General features: G+C 71.4%; 21 protein-coding genes. 13 read left to right on the forward strand and 8 right to left on the reverse strand.

Features of this window, described 5'->3' with window-relative positions:
- The first annotated feature begins 26 nt into the window (after positions 1–26).
- The 4 genes from OG963_RS36470 (at position 27) to OG963_RS36485 (ending at position 3,255) form a co-directional block, all read left to right on the forward strand.
- Entirely contained in the window at positions 27–194 is a 168-nt protein-coding gene (locus OG963_RS36470; RefSeq protein WP_176902324.1) for a hypothetical protein, read from the forward strand.
- Between the two features lie 94 nt (positions 195–288).
- Entirely contained in the window at positions 289–1,464 is a 1,176-nt protein-coding gene (gene tuf, locus OG963_RS36475) for an elongation factor Tu (protein ID WP_030921726.1), read from the forward strand.
- A gap of 77 nt (positions 1,465–1,541) precedes the next feature.
- Positions 1,542–2,387 (forward strand): patatin-like phospholipase family protein, encoded by an 846-nt coding sequence (locus OG963_RS36480; protein WP_093930801.1) that lies wholly within the window; start codon positions 1,542–1,544, stop codon positions 2,385–2,387.
- A 22-nt stretch (positions 2,388–2,409) separates the two neighbouring features.
- Positions 2,410–3,255, forward strand: a complete 846-nt coding sequence (locus OG963_RS36485; protein ID WP_093777481.1) for a spermidine synthase — start codon at positions 2,410–2,412, stop codon at positions 3,253–3,255.
- Here OG963_RS36485 and OG963_RS36490 read toward each other — a convergent pair.
- Positions 3,217–4,542 carry an MFS transporter gene (locus OG963_RS36490; RefSeq protein ID WP_371126465.1) on the reverse strand — a complete coding sequence of 442 codons (1,326 nt, stop codon included), beginning with the start codon at positions 4,540–4,542 and terminating at the stop codon, positions 3,217–3,219. The genes OG963_RS36485 and OG963_RS36490 overlap by 39 nt on opposite strands.
- Positions 4,543–4,636: 94 nt before the next feature.
- Positions 4,637–5,743 carry a hypothetical protein gene (locus tag OG963_RS36495; protein ID WP_093777485.1) on the reverse strand — a complete coding sequence of 369 codons (1,107 nt, stop codon included), beginning with the start codon at positions 5,741–5,743 and terminating at the stop codon, positions 4,637–4,639.
- A 153-nt stretch (positions 5,744–5,896) separates the two neighbouring features.
- Here OG963_RS36495 and OG963_RS36500 point away from each other — a divergent pair, with 153 nt between their 5' ends.
- Both OG963_RS36500 and OG963_RS36505 read left to right on the forward strand, forming a co-directional pair.
- Positions 5,897–6,334 carry a DUF4442 domain-containing protein gene (locus tag OG963_RS36500; protein WP_030921738.1) on the forward strand — a complete coding sequence of 146 codons (438 nt, stop codon included), beginning with the start codon at positions 5,897–5,899 and terminating at the stop codon, positions 6,332–6,334.
- 152 nt (positions 6,335–6,486) lie between these two features.
- Entirely contained in the window at positions 6,487–7,146 is a 660-nt protein-coding gene (locus tag OG963_RS36505) for a DedA family protein (protein ID WP_093777489.1), read from the forward strand.
- 41 nt (positions 7,147–7,187) lie between these two features.
- Here OG963_RS36505 and OG963_RS36510 read toward each other — a convergent pair whose 3' ends face one another.
- Positions 7,188–7,718 (reverse strand): gamma carbonic anhydrase family protein, encoded by a 531-nt coding sequence (locus tag OG963_RS36510; RefSeq protein WP_030921745.1) that lies wholly within the window; start codon positions 7,716–7,718, stop codon positions 7,188–7,190.
- Positions 7,719–7,897: 179 nt separating this feature from the next.
- On the opposite strand from OG963_RS36510, the gene OG963_RS36515 reads away from it, so the two are divergent.
- Positions 7,898–8,638 carry an acyltransferase gene (locus tag OG963_RS36515; protein ID WP_030921751.1) on the forward strand — a complete coding sequence of 247 codons (741 nt, stop codon included), beginning with the start codon at positions 7,898–7,900 and terminating at the stop codon, positions 8,636–8,638.
- 10 nt (positions 8,639–8,648) lie between these two features.
- Here the strand turns inward: OG963_RS36515 and OG963_RS36520 are convergent, their stop codons facing one another.
- On the reverse strand, positions 8,649–9,515 hold the full coding sequence (locus OG963_RS36520) for a DMT family transporter (protein ID WP_093930741.1): 867 nt from the start codon (positions 9,513–9,515) through the stop codon (positions 8,649–8,651).
- Positions 9,516–9,609: 94 nt separating this feature from the next.
- Between OG963_RS36520 and OG963_RS36525 the strand changes: the two genes are divergently transcribed.
- Together OG963_RS36525 and OG963_RS36530 are read left to right on the forward strand one after the other, a co-directional pair.
- The gene (locus tag OG963_RS36525; RefSeq protein WP_030921756.1) at positions 9,610–10,182 is read left to right on the forward strand and encodes a helix-turn-helix domain-containing protein; all 573 of its coding nucleotides are present in this window, start codon (positions 9,610–9,612) and stop codon (positions 10,180–10,182) included.
- Between the two features lie 44 nt (positions 10,183–10,226).
- Complete coding sequence (locus OG963_RS36530) at positions 10,227–10,787, forward strand: YbaK/EbsC family protein (RefSeq protein ID WP_093777493.1); 561 nt, start codon at positions 10,227–10,229, stop codon at positions 10,785–10,787.
- Positions 10,788–10,886: 99 nt separating this feature from the next.
- On the opposite strand, the gene OG963_RS36535 is transcribed toward OG963_RS36530, so the two are convergent.
- On the reverse strand, positions 10,887–11,693 hold the full coding sequence (locus OG963_RS36535; RefSeq protein ID WP_319327563.1) for an AAC(3) family N-acetyltransferase: 807 nt from the start codon (positions 11,691–11,693) through the stop codon (positions 10,887–10,889).
- Positions 11,694–11,801: 108 nt separating this feature from the next.
- Positions 11,802–12,224, reverse strand: coding sequence for a CoA-binding protein (locus OG963_RS36540; protein WP_371799846.1), 423 nt, complete (start codon positions 12,222–12,224; stop codon positions 11,802–11,804).
- Between the two features lie 58 nt (positions 12,225–12,282).
- On the opposite strand from OG963_RS36540, the gene OG963_RS36545 reads away from it, so the two are divergent.
- The 3 genes from OG963_RS36545 to OG963_RS36555 all read left to right on the forward strand — a co-directional run bounded on the left by OG963_RS36545 (position 12,283) and on the right by OG963_RS36555 (position 17,492).
- Positions 12,283–12,909: a YigZ family protein gene (locus tag OG963_RS36545; RefSeq protein WP_093777497.1), complete on the forward strand. Its 627-nt coding sequence runs from the start codon at positions 12,283–12,285 to the stop codon at positions 12,907–12,909.
- A gap of 288 nt (positions 12,910–13,197) precedes the next feature.
- Positions 13,198–14,364, forward strand: coding sequence for an exonuclease SbcCD subunit D (locus tag OG963_RS36550; RefSeq protein ID WP_093777499.1), 1,167 nt, complete (start codon positions 13,198–13,200; stop codon positions 14,362–14,364).
- Positions 14,361–17,492 carry an AAA family ATPase gene (locus tag OG963_RS36555; RefSeq protein ID WP_093930743.1) on the forward strand — a complete coding sequence of 1,044 codons (3,132 nt, stop codon included), beginning with the start codon at positions 14,361–14,363 and terminating at the stop codon, positions 17,490–17,492. Before OG963_RS36550 ends, OG963_RS36555 begins: the two co-directional genes overlap by 4 nt.
- Here the strand turns inward: OG963_RS36555 and OG963_RS36560 are convergent.
- On the reverse strand, positions 17,482–17,928 hold the full coding sequence (locus OG963_RS36560; RefSeq protein ID WP_030921768.1) for an Lrp/AsnC family transcriptional regulator: 447 nt from the start codon (positions 17,926–17,928) through the stop codon (positions 17,482–17,484). The genes OG963_RS36555 and OG963_RS36560 overlap by 11 nt on opposite strands.
- Before the next feature lie 93 nt (positions 17,929–18,021).
- Here OG963_RS36560 and OG963_RS36565 point away from each other — a divergent pair, with 93 nt between their 5' ends.
- Complete coding sequence (locus tag OG963_RS36565; RefSeq protein WP_362271394.1) at positions 18,022–18,510, forward strand: rhodanese-like domain-containing protein; 489 nt, start codon at positions 18,022–18,024, stop codon at positions 18,508–18,510.
- 174 nt (positions 18,511–18,684) lie between these two features.
- Here the strand turns inward: OG963_RS36565 and OG963_RS36570 are convergent, their stop codons facing one another.
- Positions 18,685–20,370 carry a DUF885 domain-containing protein gene (locus OG963_RS36570; protein WP_093777772.1) on the reverse strand — a complete coding sequence of 562 codons (1,686 nt, stop codon included), beginning with the start codon at positions 20,368–20,370 and terminating at the stop codon, positions 18,685–18,687.
- Positions 20,371–20,461 lie beyond the last annotated feature (91 nt).

Genomic DNA, 20,461 nt, shown 5'->3' on the forward strand with positions numbered 1-20,461 from the left:
CGCGGCCGTCGGCCATGATCGTACCCATGTTCCGGTACGCCTTCCTCGCAGCGCAGTCCGCAGTCGCGGACGCGCCGAAGGCTGCCGTCGTCCCCGCTGTCGATGTTGCCGCCGCGTTCGCCGCTGCCGCAGCAGCAGTTGACGCAGCAGCGCTCGCCGCTGCTGCAGCGCCCTCCGGCGGCGCCCGAAGCTGACCCTCCCCCGACAGTCCGGCGGACCCCGTAAGGGGAGGGTCGGCAGGGCCCTGGGGTCTTCTCTCTCAGCTTCGTATCCAGAAGGAATCGAGCCATGCCCAAGACGGCATATGTGCGCACCAAGCCGCACCTCAACATCGGCACCATGGGCCACGTCGACCACGGCAAGACCACCCTGACGGCGGCCATCACCAAGGTCCTCAGCGACCGTGCCGGCACCAGCACCTCGTACGTCTCGTTCGACCGGATCGACCGGGCGCCCGAGGAGGTGCAGCGCGGCATCACCATCAACATCGCGCACGTCGAGTACGAGACCGACACCCGCCACTACGCGCACGTCGACATGCCCGGCCATGCCGACTACGTCAAGAACATGGTCACCGGCGCCGCGCAGCTCGACGGGGCGATCCTCGTCGTGTCGGCGGTCGACGGGATCATGCCGCAGACCGCCGAACACGTCCTGCTCGCCCGTCAGGTCGGCGTCGACCACATCGTCGTCGCTCTCAACAAGGCCGACGCGGGGGACCCCGAGCTGGCGGACCTGGTCGAGCTGGAGGTCCGCGAGCTGCTCTCCGCGCACGGCTACGGTGGCGACGGCGTCCCCGTCGTCCGGGTGTCGGGTCTCAAGGCGCTGGCCGGCGACCCGCGCTGGACCGCGTCCGTCGAGGCGCTGCTGGACGCCGTCGACACGTACGTACCGATGCCGGTGCGCTACACCGACGCACCGTTCCTGCTGCCCGTGGAGAACGTCCTGACCATCACCGGCCGGGGCACGGTCGTCACCGGGGCGGTCGAGCGCGGCACCGTCCGTGTCGGCGACCGGGTGTCCGTGCTCGGGGCGGACATCGAGACGGTCGTCACCGGTCTGGAGACCTTCGGGAAGCCGATGGAGTCCGCGCAGGCAGGCGACAACGTGGCGCTGCTCGTGCGCGGGGTGGAGCGTGACCGGGTCCGCCGCGGCCATGTGGTGGCAGCGCCCGGCAGCGTGACGCCGAGCCGTCGCTTCACCGCGCAGGTGTACATCCTGTCGGCGCGGGAAGGCGGCCGGACCACACCGGTGGCCACCGGCTACCGGCCGCAGTTCTACATCCGTACCGCGGACGTGGTCGGCGACATCGACCTCGGCGAAGCGGCAGTGGCTCGCCCCGGCGACACGGTCACCATGACCGTCGAGCTGGGCCGTGACACACCGTTGGAGTCCGGCCTCGGCTTCGCGATCCGGGAGGGTGGCCGCACGGTCGGCGCGGGCACCGTGACCGCCTTGCTCTGATCCGTACCCGGCCATGCGACGGACCTGTCTCCCGTGCCCAGGGAGGCGGGTCCGTTGCCATGCGCAAGACTGACGGCATGGCAGACATTGCACTGGTGCTGGGAGCCGGGGGCGTCACCGGAAGCGCCTGGGAGACCGGGATCCTGTACGGACTGGCCGAGGCAGGTGTGGACCTGTCCACCGCCGACCTCATCATCGGCAGCTCCGCCGGGGCCGTCGTCGGCGCCCAGCTCGCCTCCGGACTGCTCGGCCTCCCGGAACTGTACGCCCGCCAGCTCGCCGATCCGCAGGGCGAGACCGGCGGCAGGCTCGGCACGGCCACCCTCATGCGCTACGCGCGGGCCGTGCTGACCGCGGGCACCCCCGAGGCGTACGGGCAGAAGCTTGCCCGGATGGCGCGGGAGGCCCGTACCGGAATCACCGCGGCCGATCGGCGGGCTCTGATCGCAAGCCGGCTCCTGACGCCCGAGTGGCCCGAGCGGCGGCTGCACATCACCGCCGTCCAAGCGGCCACCGGGGAACTCCACACGTTCGACAGGGACAGCGGCGTCCCACTCGCGGATGCCGTCACCGCCAGCTGCGCCGTTCCCGCCGTCTGGCCGGTCGCCACCATCGACGGCCAGGACTGGATCGACGGCGGGGTCTACTCCCCGGCCAACGCCCATCTCGCGGCCGGATGCGAGCGCGTCGTCGTCATCGCACCGACGGCCAGTGGCAACAAGGTGATCGTCTCGCCCCGGTCCCAGGCCACCGACCTCGAAGCGAGGGGCGCCCGGGTCGCCGTCATCACCCCGGACGCGGCCGCCAGGAAGGCCTTCGGCCGCAACCCCCTCGACCCGAGCCGCCGGGCGGCCGCCGCACGAGCCGGACTCGCCCAGTCCGCGACGTACACCGAGAAGGTCGCCGCGGTTCTGAACGGCTGAACCCGCACCTCACAATGGACGGGTGAACGAGCCGATACCTGTGATCCGGGACGTGGATCAGGGCACCGCCAGACTGCTTCCCGATGTGGACCGGGACCGGGCCTGGCTGCTCACCGTCGACGGCGCACCCCAGTCCTACGTCGACCTCGACGATCCGGCCCACGTGGAGTTCGAGTACGCGCGACGGCTCGCCCATGTCCTGGACTGCGCCGGGGAGCCGGACGCGCCCCTCGACGTACTCCATCTCGGCGGTGGCGCACTCACCCTGCCCCGCTATGTCGCCGCGACCCGGCCGGGCTCCCGGCAGATCGTCGCCGAGGCCGACCGCGGCCTCCTGGACCTGGTCACCGAGCAGCTGCCGGTCCCCGACGGCAGCGGGGTCACCGTGCACGCCACGGACGCCCGCGGTCTGCTGGAGGAGACGCCGGCCGGGTCCGTGGACGTGCTGATCGCGGATGTCTTCGGCGGCTCACGGGTGCCCGCGCACCTCACCTCGGTCGAGTACGCGAAGGCGGCCGGGCGGGCGCTCAGGGACGACGGCGTCTATGCCGCGAACCTCGCCGACAGCGCGCCCTTCGGCTTCCTCCGGTCGCAGCTCGCCAACTTCGCGGCCGTCTTCGACGAGCTCGCTGTGATCGCCGAACCGGCGGTGCTGCGCGGCCGGCGCTTCGGGAACGTCGTCCTGGTCGCCTCCCGCAGCCCCTTCGACATCGCGACCCTGGCCCGTCGCTGCGCGGCCGACGCCTTCCCGGCCCGGGTCGAGCACGGCGCCGCGCTGGACCGGCTCATCGGCGCGGCCCGGCCGGTCGGGGACGCGGACGCGGTGCCCTCACCCGAGCCGCCCGACGGCGCCTTCAGCATCGGCTGACGGTGCCTTCCCGGCCGCGGCGGACGGCCCCGCGGCCACCGGCACCGTGGCGGCCTTCCGGCGGGTGAGGTTGCGTACGTCGGGTACGAACAGCACGGCACCCGTGACCAGCACGATCAGCACGGCGCAGCCCCAGAGCGCCTGACCCCGTCCGACCAGGTCCTCCACCGGACCGGCGACCGCGGTGGACAGCGGCAGCATCGCCACCGATCCGAACCAGTCGTACGCCGAGACCCGCGACAGCTTCTCCTCCGGGATCTCCTGGTGCATGGCCGTCATCCAGGAGACCCCGAACACCTCGATGGCGACGCCGCTGACGAACATCACCGCGCTGAGCCCGGCCACCGGCAGCGGTACCGCGAGCGCTGCCGACGGCAGGGCCAGCGGGAAGACGCAGAGCGTCCCGGCGAGCAGCAGCCGCCGGGGCTTCCAGCGCATCATCAGCAGCGCCCCGCACAGCGTGCCGACCCCGAACGCGGCGAGTGCGAGACCCCAGGGGCGGGCGCCGCCGAGTTCGTCCCTGGCGACCAGCGGCCCGTACACCGACTCGGCGGCCCCGACCACCGCCACCACCACCGAGAACTGCGCCACGATGGACCACAGCCAGGGGCGGCCGATGAACTCCTGCCAGCCTTCGCGCAGATCCGAGAGCAGCCCCCCGCCCGGTGCGCGCGACGGGATGTGAGCGACATCGAGGAAGGCGCGCAGCGCACCGGCCACCGCGAACGCCGCCGCGTCGACGGCCAGGACCCAGCCCGGGTTCATCGCCGCGATCATGGCACCACCGAGCGCCGCACCACCGATCGCGGCGCCGTGCATCGACATCCGGAAGAGAGCGAAGGCGCGGCTCGCCTGCTCGCCGCTGACGCTGGACATCAGCATGCCCTCGGCCGCCGGGTTGAAGAACGCCTGCCCGGTGCCGCACGCCGCGGTGAGCACCATCATCTGCCACAGCTTCGGATCGCCGGCCAGGACCAGCCAGGCGAATGCGGCCTGCGAGACGCAGTTCAGGGCGTTCGCCGCGACCATCACACGGTGGCGCGGCAGCCGGTCGGCGATGGCGCCGCCGATGAGCAGGAAGACGACCAGGGGCGCGGTACGGGCAGCGGCGACCAGACCGACGTCGCCGCCGTCACCGCCCGACTCCAGAACGGCGAACGCCGCCGCGATCAACGCGCCATGGGTACCCAGGCCCGTGATGATCGCGGCGGCGGTCAGCAGACTGTAGTTGCGCCCTGCCCAGGCGGGGCGGCGCATGCGGGATGGAGGGACGGAAGCGGGAGTCACCAAGGGACTATCCCTGTCCGGACCCCGACCTGCCAAATGCACCGCCCAGGCAGTGCGCGGAGCGGATGTGGATCAGGAGCCGGTCAGACGTGCGTCAGGACTTGGTGACGTCCGTGAGCCGCAAGGTGCTGAGGATCTTCTGGATCGTGGTGTCCGGAAGTTCGCCCTCCACGTCCGCTCCGGCGTAGAGGATCCACGAGGAGTACTCACCGTTCTTGTTCTTGAAGGAGAACGCGATCGACTTGCCGTCGCTGTCGCACTTCTTCTTCTTGGTGACGCCGGGCGCGGTGGCCGTGACGACACTGCCGGTGACACCGGACTTGGTGGTGTACGCCTTGGGCTTGCCGATCTTGATGGTGCCCTTCGGCATGTGCTGCGCATAGGCGGCCCACACCCAGTTCGCGGCCTCGTTCGTCGCCGCCTCGTCGGTGCTCTTCGCACCCTGGGCGCCCTTGGTGCCGACACCGGCCAGGCTCATGTCCTCCTCGGTGCCGTCCTTGTCGGCATCGTCGACGCACCACTTGCTCTTGTAGTACGCCGGCGCGGAGAAGCCGACCGCGGGCGACCCGTCGCCCTTCTTGTCGTCCTCGAAGAAGGAGAATATTCCTGGAGCGGCGACCTCCCAGTCACCGGGCACGTCGAACTGGGTGCCCCACTTGGGGTTGGTGACGACCTTCCAGCCCGCGATGAGGGGCTTCGCGTCCCCGTCGGTGCCGCGCGGGTTCGCCTCGGGCGAGGACGCGCTGTCGGACGGCTTCGGGGAGGACGACGACTTCCCGTCGTCGGCGACGTCCGTACCGCCCTTGTCGTCGTTCTTGTTCATCACCACGACACCGGTGACCACGGCGGCCACGACCACGGCGGTGGCCGCCACGATCGCGACGAGGGTCGTCGACTTCTTCTTGTTGTCGCCCGGCTGCGGCGCACCGGGCGGACCGGGAACCGCGTACTGCGGCACGGTCGGCTGCTGGTACGGGTTCGGCTGCGGAAATCCCGGCTGCCCCTGCTGCGGATAACCCGGTTGCTGCCCCTGCTGCGGGTAACCGGGCCGGCCCTGCTCCGGGTAACCCGGCTGGCCCTGCTGCTGATATCCCGGCTGCTGATAGGGATTCGGCTGCTGGTACCCCGGCTGCTGGTACGGGTTCTGACTCTGGTCCTGCGGGTTCTGCTCGCCCCCGGGCGGCTGCTGTCCTGGCCACATGGCCAGTAACGATAGAGGGGCGGCGGCCGGTCGGCTACGGCCGCCCCCGCGAGGGAACGGTCAATGCGGCCGCCATGTGGTCGTCTTGAGAGGAACGGGTATGGTCAAACGGTTCTACTCGTGAGTAACATTCGGCCCATGAGCGCTGAACAGATGACAGTCGGAGAGATGCTCGTCGCCACCGTTCCGATGGCCAGGACCCTCAATCTGGAGTTCCTCGAGACGACCGCGGAGCGTGCGGTCGTCCGTATGCCCGATCAGGCGGACTACCACAACCACGTCGGCGGACCGCACGCCGGAGCGATGTTCACGCTCGCCGAGTCGGCGAGCGGCGCGATCGTCATCGCCGCCTTCGGCGACCAGATGTCCCGCGCCGTACCGCTCGCCGTGAAGGCGGAGATCGGCTACAAGAAGCTGGCGATGGGTGTCGTCACCGCGACCGCGACCCTGGGCCGGCCGGTGGCGGACGTCGTCGCCGAACTCGACGAGGGCAAGCGCCCCGAATTCCCCGTCACCATCGAGATCCAGCGCGCGGACGGCGCCGTGACCGGTGAGATGACCGTCGTCTGGACGCTCCGCCCGAACGCCTGAGGACCGCACCGTCCGACCTGGGCCGTCCCACCCCTGACAAGGGCGCGGGGCGGCCCTTCGCGCTGTCCGGGCGGGTGGTGGGACGGGTAGGCTGCCCGCGGTACGCCGAGTTGCCGGCGGGCGACAGCACATCAGCACGGGAGGAACCGGCGTTGCACATCCAGGAGTGGCTGGAGACAGTCCCCGCGGTCAGCGTGTACGTCCTGGTGGGCGTCGTCATCGGTCTGGAGAGCCTGGGCATTCCGCTGCCCGGTGAGATCGTCCTCGTCAGTGCGGCGCTGCTGGCCGCCGGGCACAGCGGCATCAATCCGGTGATCCTCGGCGCCTGCGCTTCCGCCGGAGCGATCATCGGGGACTCGATCGGGTACGCCATCGGGCGCAGGGGCGGCCGGCCGCTGCTCGCCTGGCTCGGCGGGAGGTTCCCCAAGCACTTCGGTGCGAACCAGATCGCCATGGCGGAGCGGTCGTTCCAGAAGTGGGGCATGTGGGCGGTGTTCTTCGGCCGCTTCGTCGCACTGCTGCGTATCTTCGCCGGACCGCTGGCCGGCGTCCTGCGGATGCCGTACTGGAAGTTCCTGATCGCCAATGTGCTCGGCGGCATCGTCTGGGCGGGCGGCACCACAGCCGTCATCTACTCGGTGGGGGTCGTCGCCGAGGCCTGGCTGAAGCGTTTCTCCTGGCTCGGACTGGTGGTCGCGGTGCTGATCGGGCTGACCTCGATGCTGGTCCTCAAGAGCCGCGCCAAGAAGGCGGCGGCGCAGTCCGGGCAGCACACCGCAGCCGAGGCGGAAGCGGTGTCGGCGGCGGACTGAGTTCGCCGGCCCGACGCTCGGGCCGACGGCTCGTGCGGTGCTCAGACCTGGTGCGCCTGGCGGTGCGCCTTGGCCAGCTCGACGTAGCCCACCGCGTTGAACTTGATGCCTTCGAGCTCCTCCTCGGTCAGCTCGCGCTTGACCTTGGCCGGCACGCCCGCGACGAGCGAACCGGGCGGAACCCGCATCCCCTGCGGGACCAGCGCCTGAGCGGCGATCAGCGAACCGGCGCCGATGTGCGCCCCGTTGAGAACCGTGGCCCCCATGCCGACCAGGACATCGTCCTCGACGGTGCAGCCGTGCAGGACGGCGTTGTGGCCGACCGAGACGCGCTCGCCGACCGTGACGGGGAATCCGGGATCGGCATGGACGCTGCAGTTGTCCTGGATGTTGCTGTCGGCGCCGATGGTGATGGGAGCGCAGTCGGCCCGCAGCACCGCCTGGTACCAGGCGCTGGAGCCCGCGGCCATGGTGACCTCGCCGATCACGACGGACGTCGGCGCGGTGAAGGCCGCCACGTCGATGTCCGGATCGTGGCCGCCCATGCCCGTGATCAACGCCTGCTCTGCCATCGCCCGTTCCTCCGTGCTCCGGTTCGTTCGGCCGTGTGGTGCGGCCGCCGTTGTTCGATCGCCCTTGTTCGATCGAGCCAGGGGAACGGTATGCGACGGCCGTACCCCTGCCGTGGAGTGGGGTGAACATCACAGGACACCGCAGTGATCGTTCCGGCCGTGCCGACTACCGTGAGCGAGTGCCGAAGAACAGCAACACGTTCTCATCCCTCACCGCCTGGCGGCGCCGTGTCCTGTCCCGCGCCGTCCACCGCGGCTGGCGTGCGATCCAGGAAGCGGGCGCGATCACCGCGCAGCACCCGGGTGGGCTCCGTTTCGGCCGCATCGGCGAGGGGACCCGGCTGGCCTTCCCCCAGGGCACCGTCTTCGGTGAGCCCTGGATCGAGCTCGGCGGCCACTGCATCATCGGCGAGCAGGTCACCTTGACCGCCGGGCTGATGCCGGACCTGGACCTCGGCTCCGCGCCCATCCTGACCCTGGGGGACGGTGTGGTGCTCGGCCGCGGCAGCCATGTCGTCGCCGACACCACGGTGACCATCGGCTCGAACACGTACTGCGGGCCGTACGTCTACATCACGTCCACCAACCACAGCTACGACGATCCGCACGAGCCGGTCGGCAGACAGTGGCCACGCATGGAGCCGGTCGCCATCGGACCGGGGTGCTGGATCGGCACCGGCGCGGTGATCCTGCCGGGGGCCCGGCTCGGCCGCAACGTGGTGGTCGCGGCAGGCGCGGTGGTACGCGGAGAGGTGCCCGACCACGCGGTGGTTGCCGGGGCGCCGGCGCGTGTCGTACGCAGCTGGGACCCGGTGAAGGGCTGGCAGCCGCCCCTGCGCACGCCCGCTCCGGTGCCGATCCCGGCCGATGTCACGCCCGAACAGCTGCTGGCCGTCGCGGAACTCGAGGAAAGGCCCTGAGGCCGGCTTCCTACCCGGTGGCGAGAAGTACGGTTCCCACCAGGGCCAGCCCGGCCCCCGCCGCCTGCACCCCGCGCAGCCGTTCGCCCAGGACGCCGCGGGCGGCCAGGGCCGTCACCACCGGGTAGAGCGAGGCCAGGACGGCGGCCACGGTGACCGGGCCGTGCTGCGCGGCGATCGAGTAGGTGCCGTTGGCCGCGACATCGGCTAGACCGACGAATGCCAGGGCGGGCAGCCCAGCGAGCAGTACGGCCGCCCCGCCCTCCTCGGGCAGCGCGCGCGCCCCGCGCCGTACCGACACGTACAGCGCCGCGCCGCCCACCGCGATGTTGGTGAGGCGCTGCACGAAGAGCGCCAGGAACAGTCCGGTGACCGTCGTGGACGCCTCCGCGATCAGCGACATCACCGCCCCGAAGCCGAATGCGGCCACCAGTGTCAGCAGCACCGCCTGCCGCTGCACCGGGGCCCCGCGCAGCTCCGGTCCACCGGCCAGCACGATGCCCGCGATCGCGACACCGACCCCGGCGAGCTGGAGCAGCCCGGGCCGTTCGCCGATGATCAGTCCGACACTCACCGGTACCGCGACGCCCAGCGAGCCGAGTGGTGAGACGACCCCCATGGGGCCGAGCGCGAGCGCCTTGTAGAAGCTCAGCATGGCCACCGGCCCGACCGCACCGGCGGCCACGGCGAACCAGAGCTGATCGCCGGCCTCGCTCCAGCCCCCGGTGGCGATCACGACGATGCCCAGGACGACCGCCGCGACGGTCTGCGAGGCGACGACCACGGTGAGCGCGGGCGTACGTCGGGTGAGCAGCCCGCCGCCGAAGTCGGCCAGCCCCCACAGCAGGCTGGTGGCCAGGGCGAACAGTGCTGTCATCGGCAGGCCTCGCAGTACAGTGCGGTGAACGGTTGGGTGCACCACACCGTAGTGCAGTATTTTTGACTCTGTCATCCAGAATATTGGACGGAATGTGTCTGACCTCGACCAGCTCACCCAGTCGCTCGCGCGCAACCTCAAGCGCTGGCGCGGTGAACGTGGCTTCACCCTGGATGCCCTCGCCGCGCGCGCGGGGGTCAGCCGCGGCATGATCATCCAGATCGAGCAGGCGCGCACCAATCCGAGTGTCGGCACCACGGTCAAGCTCGCCGACGCCCTCGGCATCAGCATCACCACCCTGCTCGACTACGAACAGGGATCGCATGTCCGGCTGGTGCCCGAGAGCCAGGCGGTGCGCATGTGGTCCACCGACAGTGGCAGTTCCACCACCCTGCTCGTCGGTACGGAGGCCAGGGGCCCGATCGAACTCTGGTCCTGGCGCCTGATGCCCGGCGACGGCAGCACCTCCGACCCGCATCCCGAAGGCACCGTCGAACTGCTCCACGTCACGGCCGGCGTACTCACCCTCGAAGTCGACGGCGAGGCCCACTCCCTGCCCGCCGGCACCTCCGCCACCTTCGAAGCCCACCACCCGCACGCCTACCGCAACGAAGGCTCCGAACCGGCCGAGTTCACGATGGCGGTGTCCATCCCGCCCGTACGCTGAGACGCCCGACCGGCGGCCGTGCGGTCGCTGTTAGCGTGACGCGTATGCGCGCACCCATCGGCACCTTCGACAATGCCGCCCCCGCCGTCGACCGCATCGACCTCCTCACCCCTCCGGTCGCCGAGGCCGTGCGAGAGGGGTGGGGCGGTGTTCCCGCCGACCGGATCCTCCATGTCGACACGGACCCGGAGATCGCGGACACGGCGGTCTTCGTCACCCACCACGGCGCCGACCTGCTCGACCGGTCGGCCAACTGCGTCGTGGTGGCGGGCAAGCGCGGCGGCGAGGTCACCCTGGCCGCCTGCGTCGTCCTCTCCCGCACCCGCGTCGATGTGAACGGGGTGGCCCGCAAACACCTCGGCGCCCGCAAGGCGTCGTTCGCCTCCATGGACACGGCGGTCGGCGAGACCGGCATGGAGTACGGAGGTATCACCCCGATCGGGCTCCCGGCGGACTGGCCGCTGCTGCTCGATCCCGCAGTGGTGGACGAGGAGTGGGTGCTGATCGGAAGCGGCAGCCGCCGGGGCAAGCTGATCGTCCCGGGAAAGGCGCTCGCGGCCCTGCCGAACGCAGTGCTCGTCGAGGGGCTCGGCATCACGGTGTGAGGCACCGACGCTTCTGTTCGAACCGTTGCGGTGCCGAGGCCGGCCCGGCTCGGCGGATGCGGCAGCAAGTGCCGGGAGCCGACGGGGCGTCCGGCACCGTTACGGCCGCGCCGCCCGGTGGGCCGGAAGCAGACGGGTCGCGAAGTCCACCGCGTCGGTGAAGCGGAAGAGCCGTGCCGTCGCCGACCCCACCGTGCCGGTGCGTACCGCAGTGCCGCCGGCCGTGCGCTCGAACTCCGCTCCGAGCGCCGCGAAGTCGCTGTCGTCCAGCGCGACGTCCTCGTACTCCCACCAGTGGCGCCTGCCTCCGCTACTCACCACACAGCGGTAGCTGCGGCGGGGCGGGTCGGGCACGCGGTACTCGCCCAGGTGGAACGCGCTGCAGGAGTCGAACCCGGTTCCCAGCAGCAGCACTTGAGCCCCTGAGTCATAGAGGCAGGCCAGCGGCGAGTCCTCGCCGAGATGGCAGTCGGGGCTGTGGTGCGCGACGAGCCTCTCGGCGAGCGGGCCCAGCGCGGTGAACGACGTCTGAGGGTGGCCGCTGCGGGCGGCCCCCGGCGTCTGTCGTACCGCCTCCGAGAGGCGGCCCATCGACGGCGCCGCCGACGTCGCCCGGTCGAAGGGCGGCATGCTCGCCCGCACCGCCTCCCGGGCCGCGGCGCTGAGGCCGCGCACCCGCTCGCGGTAGTGCGGGGACGTATCGGAGTTCTCCGGTGTGAACGACGGGACGACCAGGGTGCCGTCCGCGCCGATCGCGTCCCGCAGTGCGCCGATCACCGCCCGCACCCCGCCGCTCACCGTCCCCGTCGCGCGCATCGACGCGTGCACCATGAGGACACCGCCCCGAGCCACACCGAGTTCGGACAGCTCATCGGCCAGCCGGCTTCGGCAATGGGGAACTGTCAGGACGGCGGACGCACCGGTAGGACTCACAGCGGGACATTCTCCCAGCCGTTCGGCATGTGTGACACCCCGCACATTCGGCCGAGACGCGGTAGCCCGCTCATCGGTCGCTCATCGGTCCAGGCGAGGGATCTCGATCGCCGGGCAGTGGTCCATCACCATGTCGATTCCGGCCGCCCGTGTGCGTTCGTACGCGGCGTCGTCGATCACACCGAGCTGGAACCAGACCGCCTTCGCGCCGACCCTGACCGCTTCGTCCGCGACGGCGCCCGCCAGTTCGCTGTTGACGAAGACGTCCACGACATCGACCGGGAACGGAATGTCCGCAAGCGAGGCGTACCCCTCCTCGCCCAGGACCCGCTCCGCCTTGGGATGCACGGGGACGACGCGTTTGCCGAAGCGCTGGAGCACCGCGGCGACGCCGTAGGCAGCGCGCGACTCGTTGTTGGACAGTCCCACGACGGCCCAGGTGTCGCCTGTGTTCCGGAGGATCCTGCGGATCGTCTCTGCATCTGTGCCCGTGTCTGCATACATGATTCGATCAACGGACTGCGGTCCTGGGCCATTCCCGTCCTGCGCATAGGGTGGCCGGATGCAGGAGCAGTACCGGACAGTCGCCCGAGCGGGCGTGCACGAGACCGAGATCAACCGATCGCGCTTCATCTGCGCGCTCGCCCCCGCCGCCACCGAGCAGGAGGCGCAGGACTTCGTCGCACGCATCCGCAGGGAGCACCCGACCGCCAGCCACAACTGCTTCGCGTACGTGATCGGCGCCGACGCGTCCGTACAGAAGGCGAGTGACGACGGCGAGCCCGGCGGCACCGCGGGCGTCCCGATGCTGCAGATGCTGATGCGCCGCGAGATGCGGTACGTCGCCGCCGTCGTCACCCGCTACTACGGCGGCGTGAAGCTCGGGGCCGGGGGACTGATCCGGGCCTACGGAGGGGTGGTCGGCGAGGCTCTCGACGAGCTCGGCACGATCACCCGACAGCGGTTCCGGCTCGCCACGATCACCGTCGGCCACCAGCGGGCCGGCAGGCTGGAGAACGATCTGCGGGCCACGGGACTGGCCGTGCGGGAGGTCCGGTACGCGGAGGCGGTGATCATCGAGATCGGACTGCCGGACTCCGATGTCGAGAGCTTCCGGAGCTGGCTGGCCGACGCGACCGCGGGTGAGGCGCTGCTGGAGCTGGGCGGTGAGGCGTACGGAGATGCCTGATCGCTCCTGACGCGGTGGGACGGCCGGGCCGCGGGGCCTCCGGCAGGCGGAACAGTGGGCCATCGGAACCCAGGTCGGTCTCATTCGCCGAACACGTCGGAGGGGGTGCGCGGCGATGGGAGACTGTGGGCTGTGAGCAGACAGGTTCGTGAGGGATCAGAGGAACAGCGGCGTTAGCGTGGTCGGTGGCGTCCGTGCAGTCCCGCACCGGTGCGGTGCGGCTGCCGGGCACGGCAGGTGCGGACGCCGGGTGCGAAGGAATCGAAACATGCAGGTCGGAGCCAGGTCTTGAGGATTTTGCACACATCGGACTGGCACCTGGGGCGGTCGTTCCACCGGGCCTCCCTGCTCGACGCGCAAGCCGACTGTCTCGATCATCTGGTGGCGACTGTGCGCGAACGCGAGGTCGACGCCGTCGTGGTGGCGGGTGATGTGTACGACAGGGCCGTGCCCCCGCTGTCCGCCGTGGAGCTCTTCGACCGGGCCCTGCACCGGCTCGCCGCCGTCGGGGTGCCCACGGTGATGATCTCCGGGAACCATGACTCGGCCCGCAGACTCGGCGTGGGTGCCGGTCTGATGGGCCGGGCCGGGATCCATCTGCGGACCGACCCCGCGGAGTGCGGCACCCCCGTGGTCCTGCGGGACGACCATGGCGACGTCGCGTTCTACGGACTTCCCTACCTCGAACCGGCCCTCGTCAAGGACGTGTTCAAAGCAGAGCGGGCCGGACACGAGGCCGTGCTGACCGCCGCCATGGACCGCGTCCGCGCCGACCTCGCGACACGGCCGGACTCCACCCGGTCCGTGGTGCTCGCCCACGCCTTCGTCGCCGGCGGCGCACCCAGCGAAAGCGAACGCGACATCACCGTCGGCGGAGTCGCCGCCGTCCCTGCCGGGGTCTTCGACGGCGTCGACTACACGGCGCTCGGCCACCTGCACGGCAGTCAGGCCGTCACCGAGCGGGTCCGCTACTCCGGCTCGCCCCTCGCCTACTCCTTCTCCGAGGTGGACCACCGCAAGACCATGTGGCTGATCGATCTCGACGCCACGGGAGAGATCACCGCCGACCGGATCGACTTCCCGGTGCCCCGGCCGCTCGCCCGGCTCCGCGGCCGCCTCGACACGCTTCTCGACGATCCCCGGCTGGCCCGGCACGAGGAGGCGTGGGTGGAGGCGACCCTCACCGACCCCGTCCGTCCGGACGAGCCGATGGCCCGTCTCATGGCGCGGTTCCCGCACACCCTCAGCCTCGTCCTCGACCCCGAGCGGGCCCCCGAGGATCCGCTCGCCTCGTACGCACAGCGCCTCAAGGGGCGCGACGACCAGCAGATCGCGGAGGACTTCGTGGCGCATGTCCGGGGCGGGCACGGGGCGGACGACCGGGAGCGTACGGTGCTGCGCGGCGCCTTCGACCACGTACGGGTGGACGACGGCGTACGCGAGGTGAACCGTTGAGACTCCACCGACTCACCCTCACCGCCTTCGGCCCGTTCGGCGCCACCCAGGAAGTCGACTTCGACGCGCTCTCGTCCGCCGGACTCTTTCTGCTGCACGGTCCCACCGGGGCCGGGAAGACCTCCGTCCTCGACGCCGTCTGCTACGGGCTGTACGGCGCGGTGCCCGGCGCCCGCCAGAGCCCCGGCACCTCGCTGCGCAGCGACCATGCGCCGGTCGGCCTGCCCACCGAGGTGCGGCTGGAACTGACCGTCGGCGGACGGCGTCTGGAGATCACCCGGCGCCCCGCCCAGCCCCGCCCCAAGAAGAAGGGGGACGGCTTCACCACCGAGAAGGCCCAGAGCTGGCTGCGCGAGTACGACCCCGGGAGCGGCTGGCAGGCGCTCAGCCGGTCGCATCAGGAGATCGGTGAGGAGATCACCCAGCTCATCGGGATGAGCCGGGACCAGTTCTGCCAGGTGGTGCTCCTGCCGCAGGGCGACTTCGCACGCTTTCTGCGCGCCGACGCCGAAGCACGCGGCAAGCTGCTCGGCAGACTCTTCGACACCCGCCGTTTCGCGGCCGTAGAGGAACGCCTCACCGAACTGCGCCGTACCGCTGAGACCCAGGTGAAGGCCGGCGACGAACAGATTCTCGCGATCGCCCAGCGGATCGCTCAGGCCGCAGGACCGGCGGCCGGCGAGCTGCCCCTGCCGGACGCCCAGCCCGGCGAACCAGGACTGTCCGACGGCGTGCTGGAATGGTCCGCCGTCGCCCGCAGCGGCGCCCGGGAACGGCTCGACATCGCTGAGTCCGTCCTGGCCGCGGCCGAGAGCCGACAGGCGGCAGCCCGCCGCGCACTCGACGCCGCACGCGAACTCGCCAGGCTCCAGCAGCGGTACGAGGAGACGCGGCGCCGCGCCACCGAACTCGAAGCCCGTCGCCCCGACCGCGACGAGCACCAGGCCCGGCTCGAACGTGCCCGCAAGGCAGATCGTGTCGCCCCCGCACTGGAGCTGCGTGACGAGGCGGAACGGGCCTACCGGACGGCGGGCGCGGCCCGCGAGCGCACCCGGGCCCAGCTGCCGGACACCCTTGCCGACGCCGGTGCGGAACAGCTGGCGGCTCTGGAACGCAGACTCCGGCAGGAGCTGGGCGGCCTCGACGCCGCGCGTCGGGCCGAGCGGCGCAGCGCGGAGATCGACACCGAGCGGGCCGAACTGGAGCGGCAGGCCCGGGCCGACGACGAACTGATCCTGGAGGCGGAAGGCTGGCTCGCGGGCTGGGAACCTGCCCGCCGCGGCCTTCAGGAACGCATCGAAGCGGCCCAGGAGTCCGCGACCCGCGCCGAACAACTGGCGGGCCGGCTGGAACCGGCTCGCCGCCGGCTGGAAGCGGCACGGCGCCGAGATGCGCTCGCGACGGAGACGGCGGCCGCCGCGGACCGGCTGGCCGCTGCCCGGGAGCGTGCGCTCGGCGCCCATGAGAAGTGGCTGGAGCTGCGCGAACGGCGGCTGCGGGACATCGCCGCCGAGCTCGCGGAGCAGCTCGTCGACGGCGAGGCCTGCAAGGTGTGCGGGTCGGGCGACCACCCGAAGCCGGCCCGCGCCGGTGACGGTCATGTCGACAAGTCGGCCGAGGAGGCCGCTCTCGACACCTACCGGCGGGCCGAGCAGGTCCGTACGGAGGCGGACCGGGAACTCGGAGTCGTACGCGAGAAGCACGCTGCGGCGCGGGAGGCGGCCCGGCCGGCGCAGGCGAGGGACGCGGCGGGTGCGGCAGATGGCAGCGAGGCCCGCGCAGCTGAGCCGTCCGTCGGCGAGCTTTCCGGCGCCGCCGCTGCCGATGCGGCCCACACCGTCACGTCACCGGACCCCACCGTCGTCGAACTCGGCGCCCTGGTCGCCCGGTTGACGAGCGAGTACGAACAGGCGCACCGCACCGCCGCCGGCACGCACGCCGCGCGCGAGGCTCTCGTAGCCGCCGAACGGGAGCAGGCCCAGAGGCTCGAAGAGCGGCAGTCGGCCGAGCGCCGCGCCGCTGCCCGGACCTCCCGGCGGGACGGGCTCGACCGCGAGCAGTCCGCCCTGGAAGCCGAGTTGGTGACCGCCCGTGGCGAGTCCGACAGCGTCGCCGCGCATGCGGCCCTGCTGGAGAGCCGGGTCGCCCTGCTCGCCGACGCCGCGGAGGCGGTGCGCGCCGAGGAAGCGGCGGCGCAGCGCAGCAAGGAGGCCGACGGCCGGCTCTCGGACGCCGCGTTCCGGGCCGGTTTCGACACCCCGCAGGCCGCCGTGGCGACCCTGCTCACCGCCTCCGAACAGCGCGACCTCCAGCACCTGATCGACGCCTGGCAGGCCGAGGCCGCCGCTGTCGCCGACCGGCTCGCCGAGGTGGAGACCCGCGCCGCCGCCGAACGCCCGCAGGCCGACCCGGACGCAGCGCAGGCCGCGTACGACGCGGCCGAGCGACAGGTGAGGGATGCCGCCGCCACGCTCGCCGCCACCCGGGAGCGCTGCACCGAACTCGGCCGGCTGTCGCGCCGCGCGGCGGACGAAGTGCGCAGGCTGGGACCGCTGCGCGAGGAGTACGAGCGGGTCGCACGGCTTGCCGGGCTCACCGCCGGAACCTCGGCCGACAACGAACGCAAGATGCGGCTGGAGTCGTACGTGCTCGCCGCCCGGCTCGAACAGGTCGCGGCCGCCGCCACCGCACGGCTGCAGCGCATGTCGTCGGGCCGCTACACACTGGTCCACTCCGACGCCCGCACCGGAGGCCGCCGGGCCGGCCTCGGGCTGCATGTCGTCGACGCCTGGACCGGCCGCGAGCGCGACACAGCCACGCTCTCCGGCGGCGAGACGTTCTTCGCCTCGCTCGCCCTGGCGCTCGGCCTGGCCGACGTCGTCACCGACGAGGCGGGCGGGGTCCGGCTGGACACCCTCTTCATCGACGAAGGGTTCGGCAGCCTGGACGACCAGACCCTGGACGAGGTGCTCGACGTACTGGACTCGCTGCGCGAGCGGGACCGCAGCGTCGGTATCGTCAGCCATGTCGGCGATCTGCGCCGCCGTATCCCCGCCCAGCTCGAGGTGGTCAAGGAGCGGCACGGATCGGCGGTGCGGCACCGGGCCGGCGGCGCGGTCAGCGGCTGACGGCCCGCCGGGGGAGGGGCGAGGAGTACACGACGCTGGTGGTGACGGAGCCGAGCGCGCCGATCTTCCCGGCGACTCCTTCCAGGTGGCTCATCGAGCGGGCGGTGACCTTGAGTACGAAGCAGTCGTCACCGGTGACGTGATGGGCCTCCATGATCTCGGGTGTGGTGTCGAGGAGATCGTGGAAAGGCTTGTAGTTGCCGTTCGGATAGCGCAGTCGGACGAGGGCGAGAATCGGCAGCCCGAGCCGCTCCGGCTCCACCACGGCGGCGTAACCGCTGATGATGCCCGCCTCCTCCAGCCGGCGCACCCGTTCCGTCACCGCGCTGGGGGACATGGCGACCTCGCGGGCCAGTTCGGCGAAGGTGGCCCGTCCGTCGCGTTGCAGGACATCGAGGATGCGCCAGTCGGTGGCGTCCGGGGAATAGTCGGTCATGCCGCGAGACAACAGGGGATTCCCCGGCGAATCAAGTGTTGTGCCGAGGGTCTCTTCTTCCTGCAAAGGATCGCCGGTCGTAGATTTTCGGTCATGACTTCGCAGCTCAGCGCCTCCACGGCCAACCCCGTCCTCCGTGTCCCGCCGGCCTCTCCGGCTGCGGCCGCCGCCTACTTCGGCGCCTCGCTGGCCTTCCACGCCGATGTCTCGGACGTCGCCGCCGCGCTCGCAGCCGACGCGGATCCCGGTTTCGTCGTCCTCGACTCCCGGTCCGCCGCCTCCTGGGACCAGGGGCACATCCCCGGCGCGGTCCACCTGCCGACCGCGCTCATCGCGGAGCAGGCCCGGAACCTCCTCGACCCCGCCGTGCCCGTCGTCACGTACTGCTGGGGCCCCGGCTGCAACGGCGCCACCCGCGCCGCGCTGGCCCTCGCCGAACTGGGCTACCAGGTCAAGGAGATGCTCGGCGGATTCGAGTACTGGGCGCGCGAGGGCTTCGAGTTCGAGACCTGGGAGGGCCGCGAGCGGCGCACCGCCGACCCGTTCACCGCACCCGTCGACTCGGACGACTGCGGCTGCTGAGCGGATCGGGCCACGCGGCTCGGCGGGCCGTCCGTCGTCACTCCCGGCCCGGCGGTCCGGCCGACCCGAGGAGACCGGACTCTCACAGCAGAGGGAGGACGCGGGTGGCCGACGGCAGCCGGGCCACGGCACCGAGCCGCGCCCTGCCGCCGTCCCACCGAGCGTGGTCCGGGTTCAGAGCTTCGACAGCTCGTCGACCAGATCGTCAAGGCCCAGCGGCCCCTGCGACAGGGCAGCCATGTGCCAGGCCTTGGCGTCGAACGCGTCGCCGTGTGCCTTGCGGGCGTTCTCCCGGCCAAGCAGCCAGGCTCGCTCGCCCAGCTTGTAGCCGATGGCCTGACCCGGCATGGACAGGTAGCGAGTCAGCTCGCTCTCCACGAAGTCCGCAGGCCGGCCGCTGTGGTTGCCGAAGAATTCCTGGGCGAGGTCAGGCGTCCACCGCTCGCCGGGATGGAAGGGGGAGTCCGCCGGGATCTCCATCTCCGCGTGCATGCCGATGTCCACGATCACCCGGCAGGCGCGCATCATCTGCGCGTCCAGGTAGCCGAGGCGCCGCTCGGCGTCGGGCAGGAAGCCCAGCTCGTCCATCAGCCGCTCCGCGTACAGGGCCCAGCCCTCGGCGTTGGCGCTCACCATGCCGATCGACGCCTGGTAGCGGGAGAGGCTGTCGGCGACGTGCGTCCACTGCGCGATCTGCAGGTGGTGGCCGGGAACGCCCTCGTGGTACCAGGTGGAGACCAGGTCGTACACGGGGAAGCGGGTCTCGCCCATGGTGGGCAGCCAGGTGCGGCCGGGACGCGAGAAGTCCTCCGACGGGCCCGTGTAGTAGGGAGCCGCGGCGCCGCCGGGCGGTGCGATCCGGGACTCCACCTTCCGCACCCGCTCGGCGAGTTCGAAGTGGGTACCGTCGAGCGCCTCGATCGCCTCGTCCATCAGGCCCTGCAGCCAGGCCTGGACCTCGTCGACACCCTCGATGTGCTTGCCGTGTGCGTCGAGATGGGCCAGCGCCTCCCAGGGACCCGCGCCCGGCAGCACCTTCTCGGCCTCGGTCTTCATCTCGGCGAGCAGCCGGTGGTACTCGGACCAGCCGTACGCGTACGCCTCGTCGAGATCCAGATCGGTGCCGTTGAAATAGCGCGACCAGCGGGCGTACCGCTCGCGGCCCACCGTGTCGGGCGCACCCTCGATCGCGGGCGCGTACACATCGCGCATCCAGTCGCGCAACGCCACCAAGGACTCCGTGGCCTGCCGGGCGGCGTCGTCCAGATCGGCGCGCAGCGCGTCCGGGCCCGGAGCGACGAAGCTCTGGAAGAACCCCGTCCCGTTGTCGCCGATCCACTCGGCCAGCTGGCCGACAAAGGTGGTGGTGGCCCGCGGACCGCCGTACAGCTTCCGGTCCAGACCCAGCGCGAGCGAGGCTCGGTACCCCTCCAGGGCCGCGGGAACCGCGCGCAGCCGCTCGACGATCGCCGCCCAGTTCTCGTCGGTCTCGGTGGGCGTCACCGTCAGCACCTCGCGGACGCTGTGTGCCGGCGAGTGCAGATTGGAGACGGCGCGCAAGCTCTCATCCGCCTCGTGGACGGCGAGTTCCGCCATCAGCCGCTCGCGCAGCAGACGGCCGCAACGGCGCTCGGCATCGCTGTCCGCGCCCGGCAGCTGCTCGGCCGCGTCGAGCTTCACCAAGGTGGCGCGGGCCAGTTCGGCGAGTGCTTCCTGCCCGGCGGGGGAGAAGTCGGGAAGCCGGCTGGAGCTTTCCTCGACACCGAGGTAGGTGCCTGCGATCGGGTCGAGTTCGATGAATGCGTCGACGTAATCGTCGGCGACCTGGCGGGGCAGCGCGCTGTGCGTAGTGTCTGACATGCGGACATCCTCGTACGGCAGGGGGTTCCGCGTCACTAGCATTCGGGCTCAACCGCCTGTCGCATATGCGACAGCCTTCGAGGTGTCCGAA

Origin of the sequence: Streptomyces sp. NBC_01707, from assembly GCF_041438805.1 — a bacterium.
Classification (GTDB): domain Bacteria; phylum Actinomycetota; class Actinomycetes; order Streptomycetales; family Streptomycetaceae; genus Streptomyces.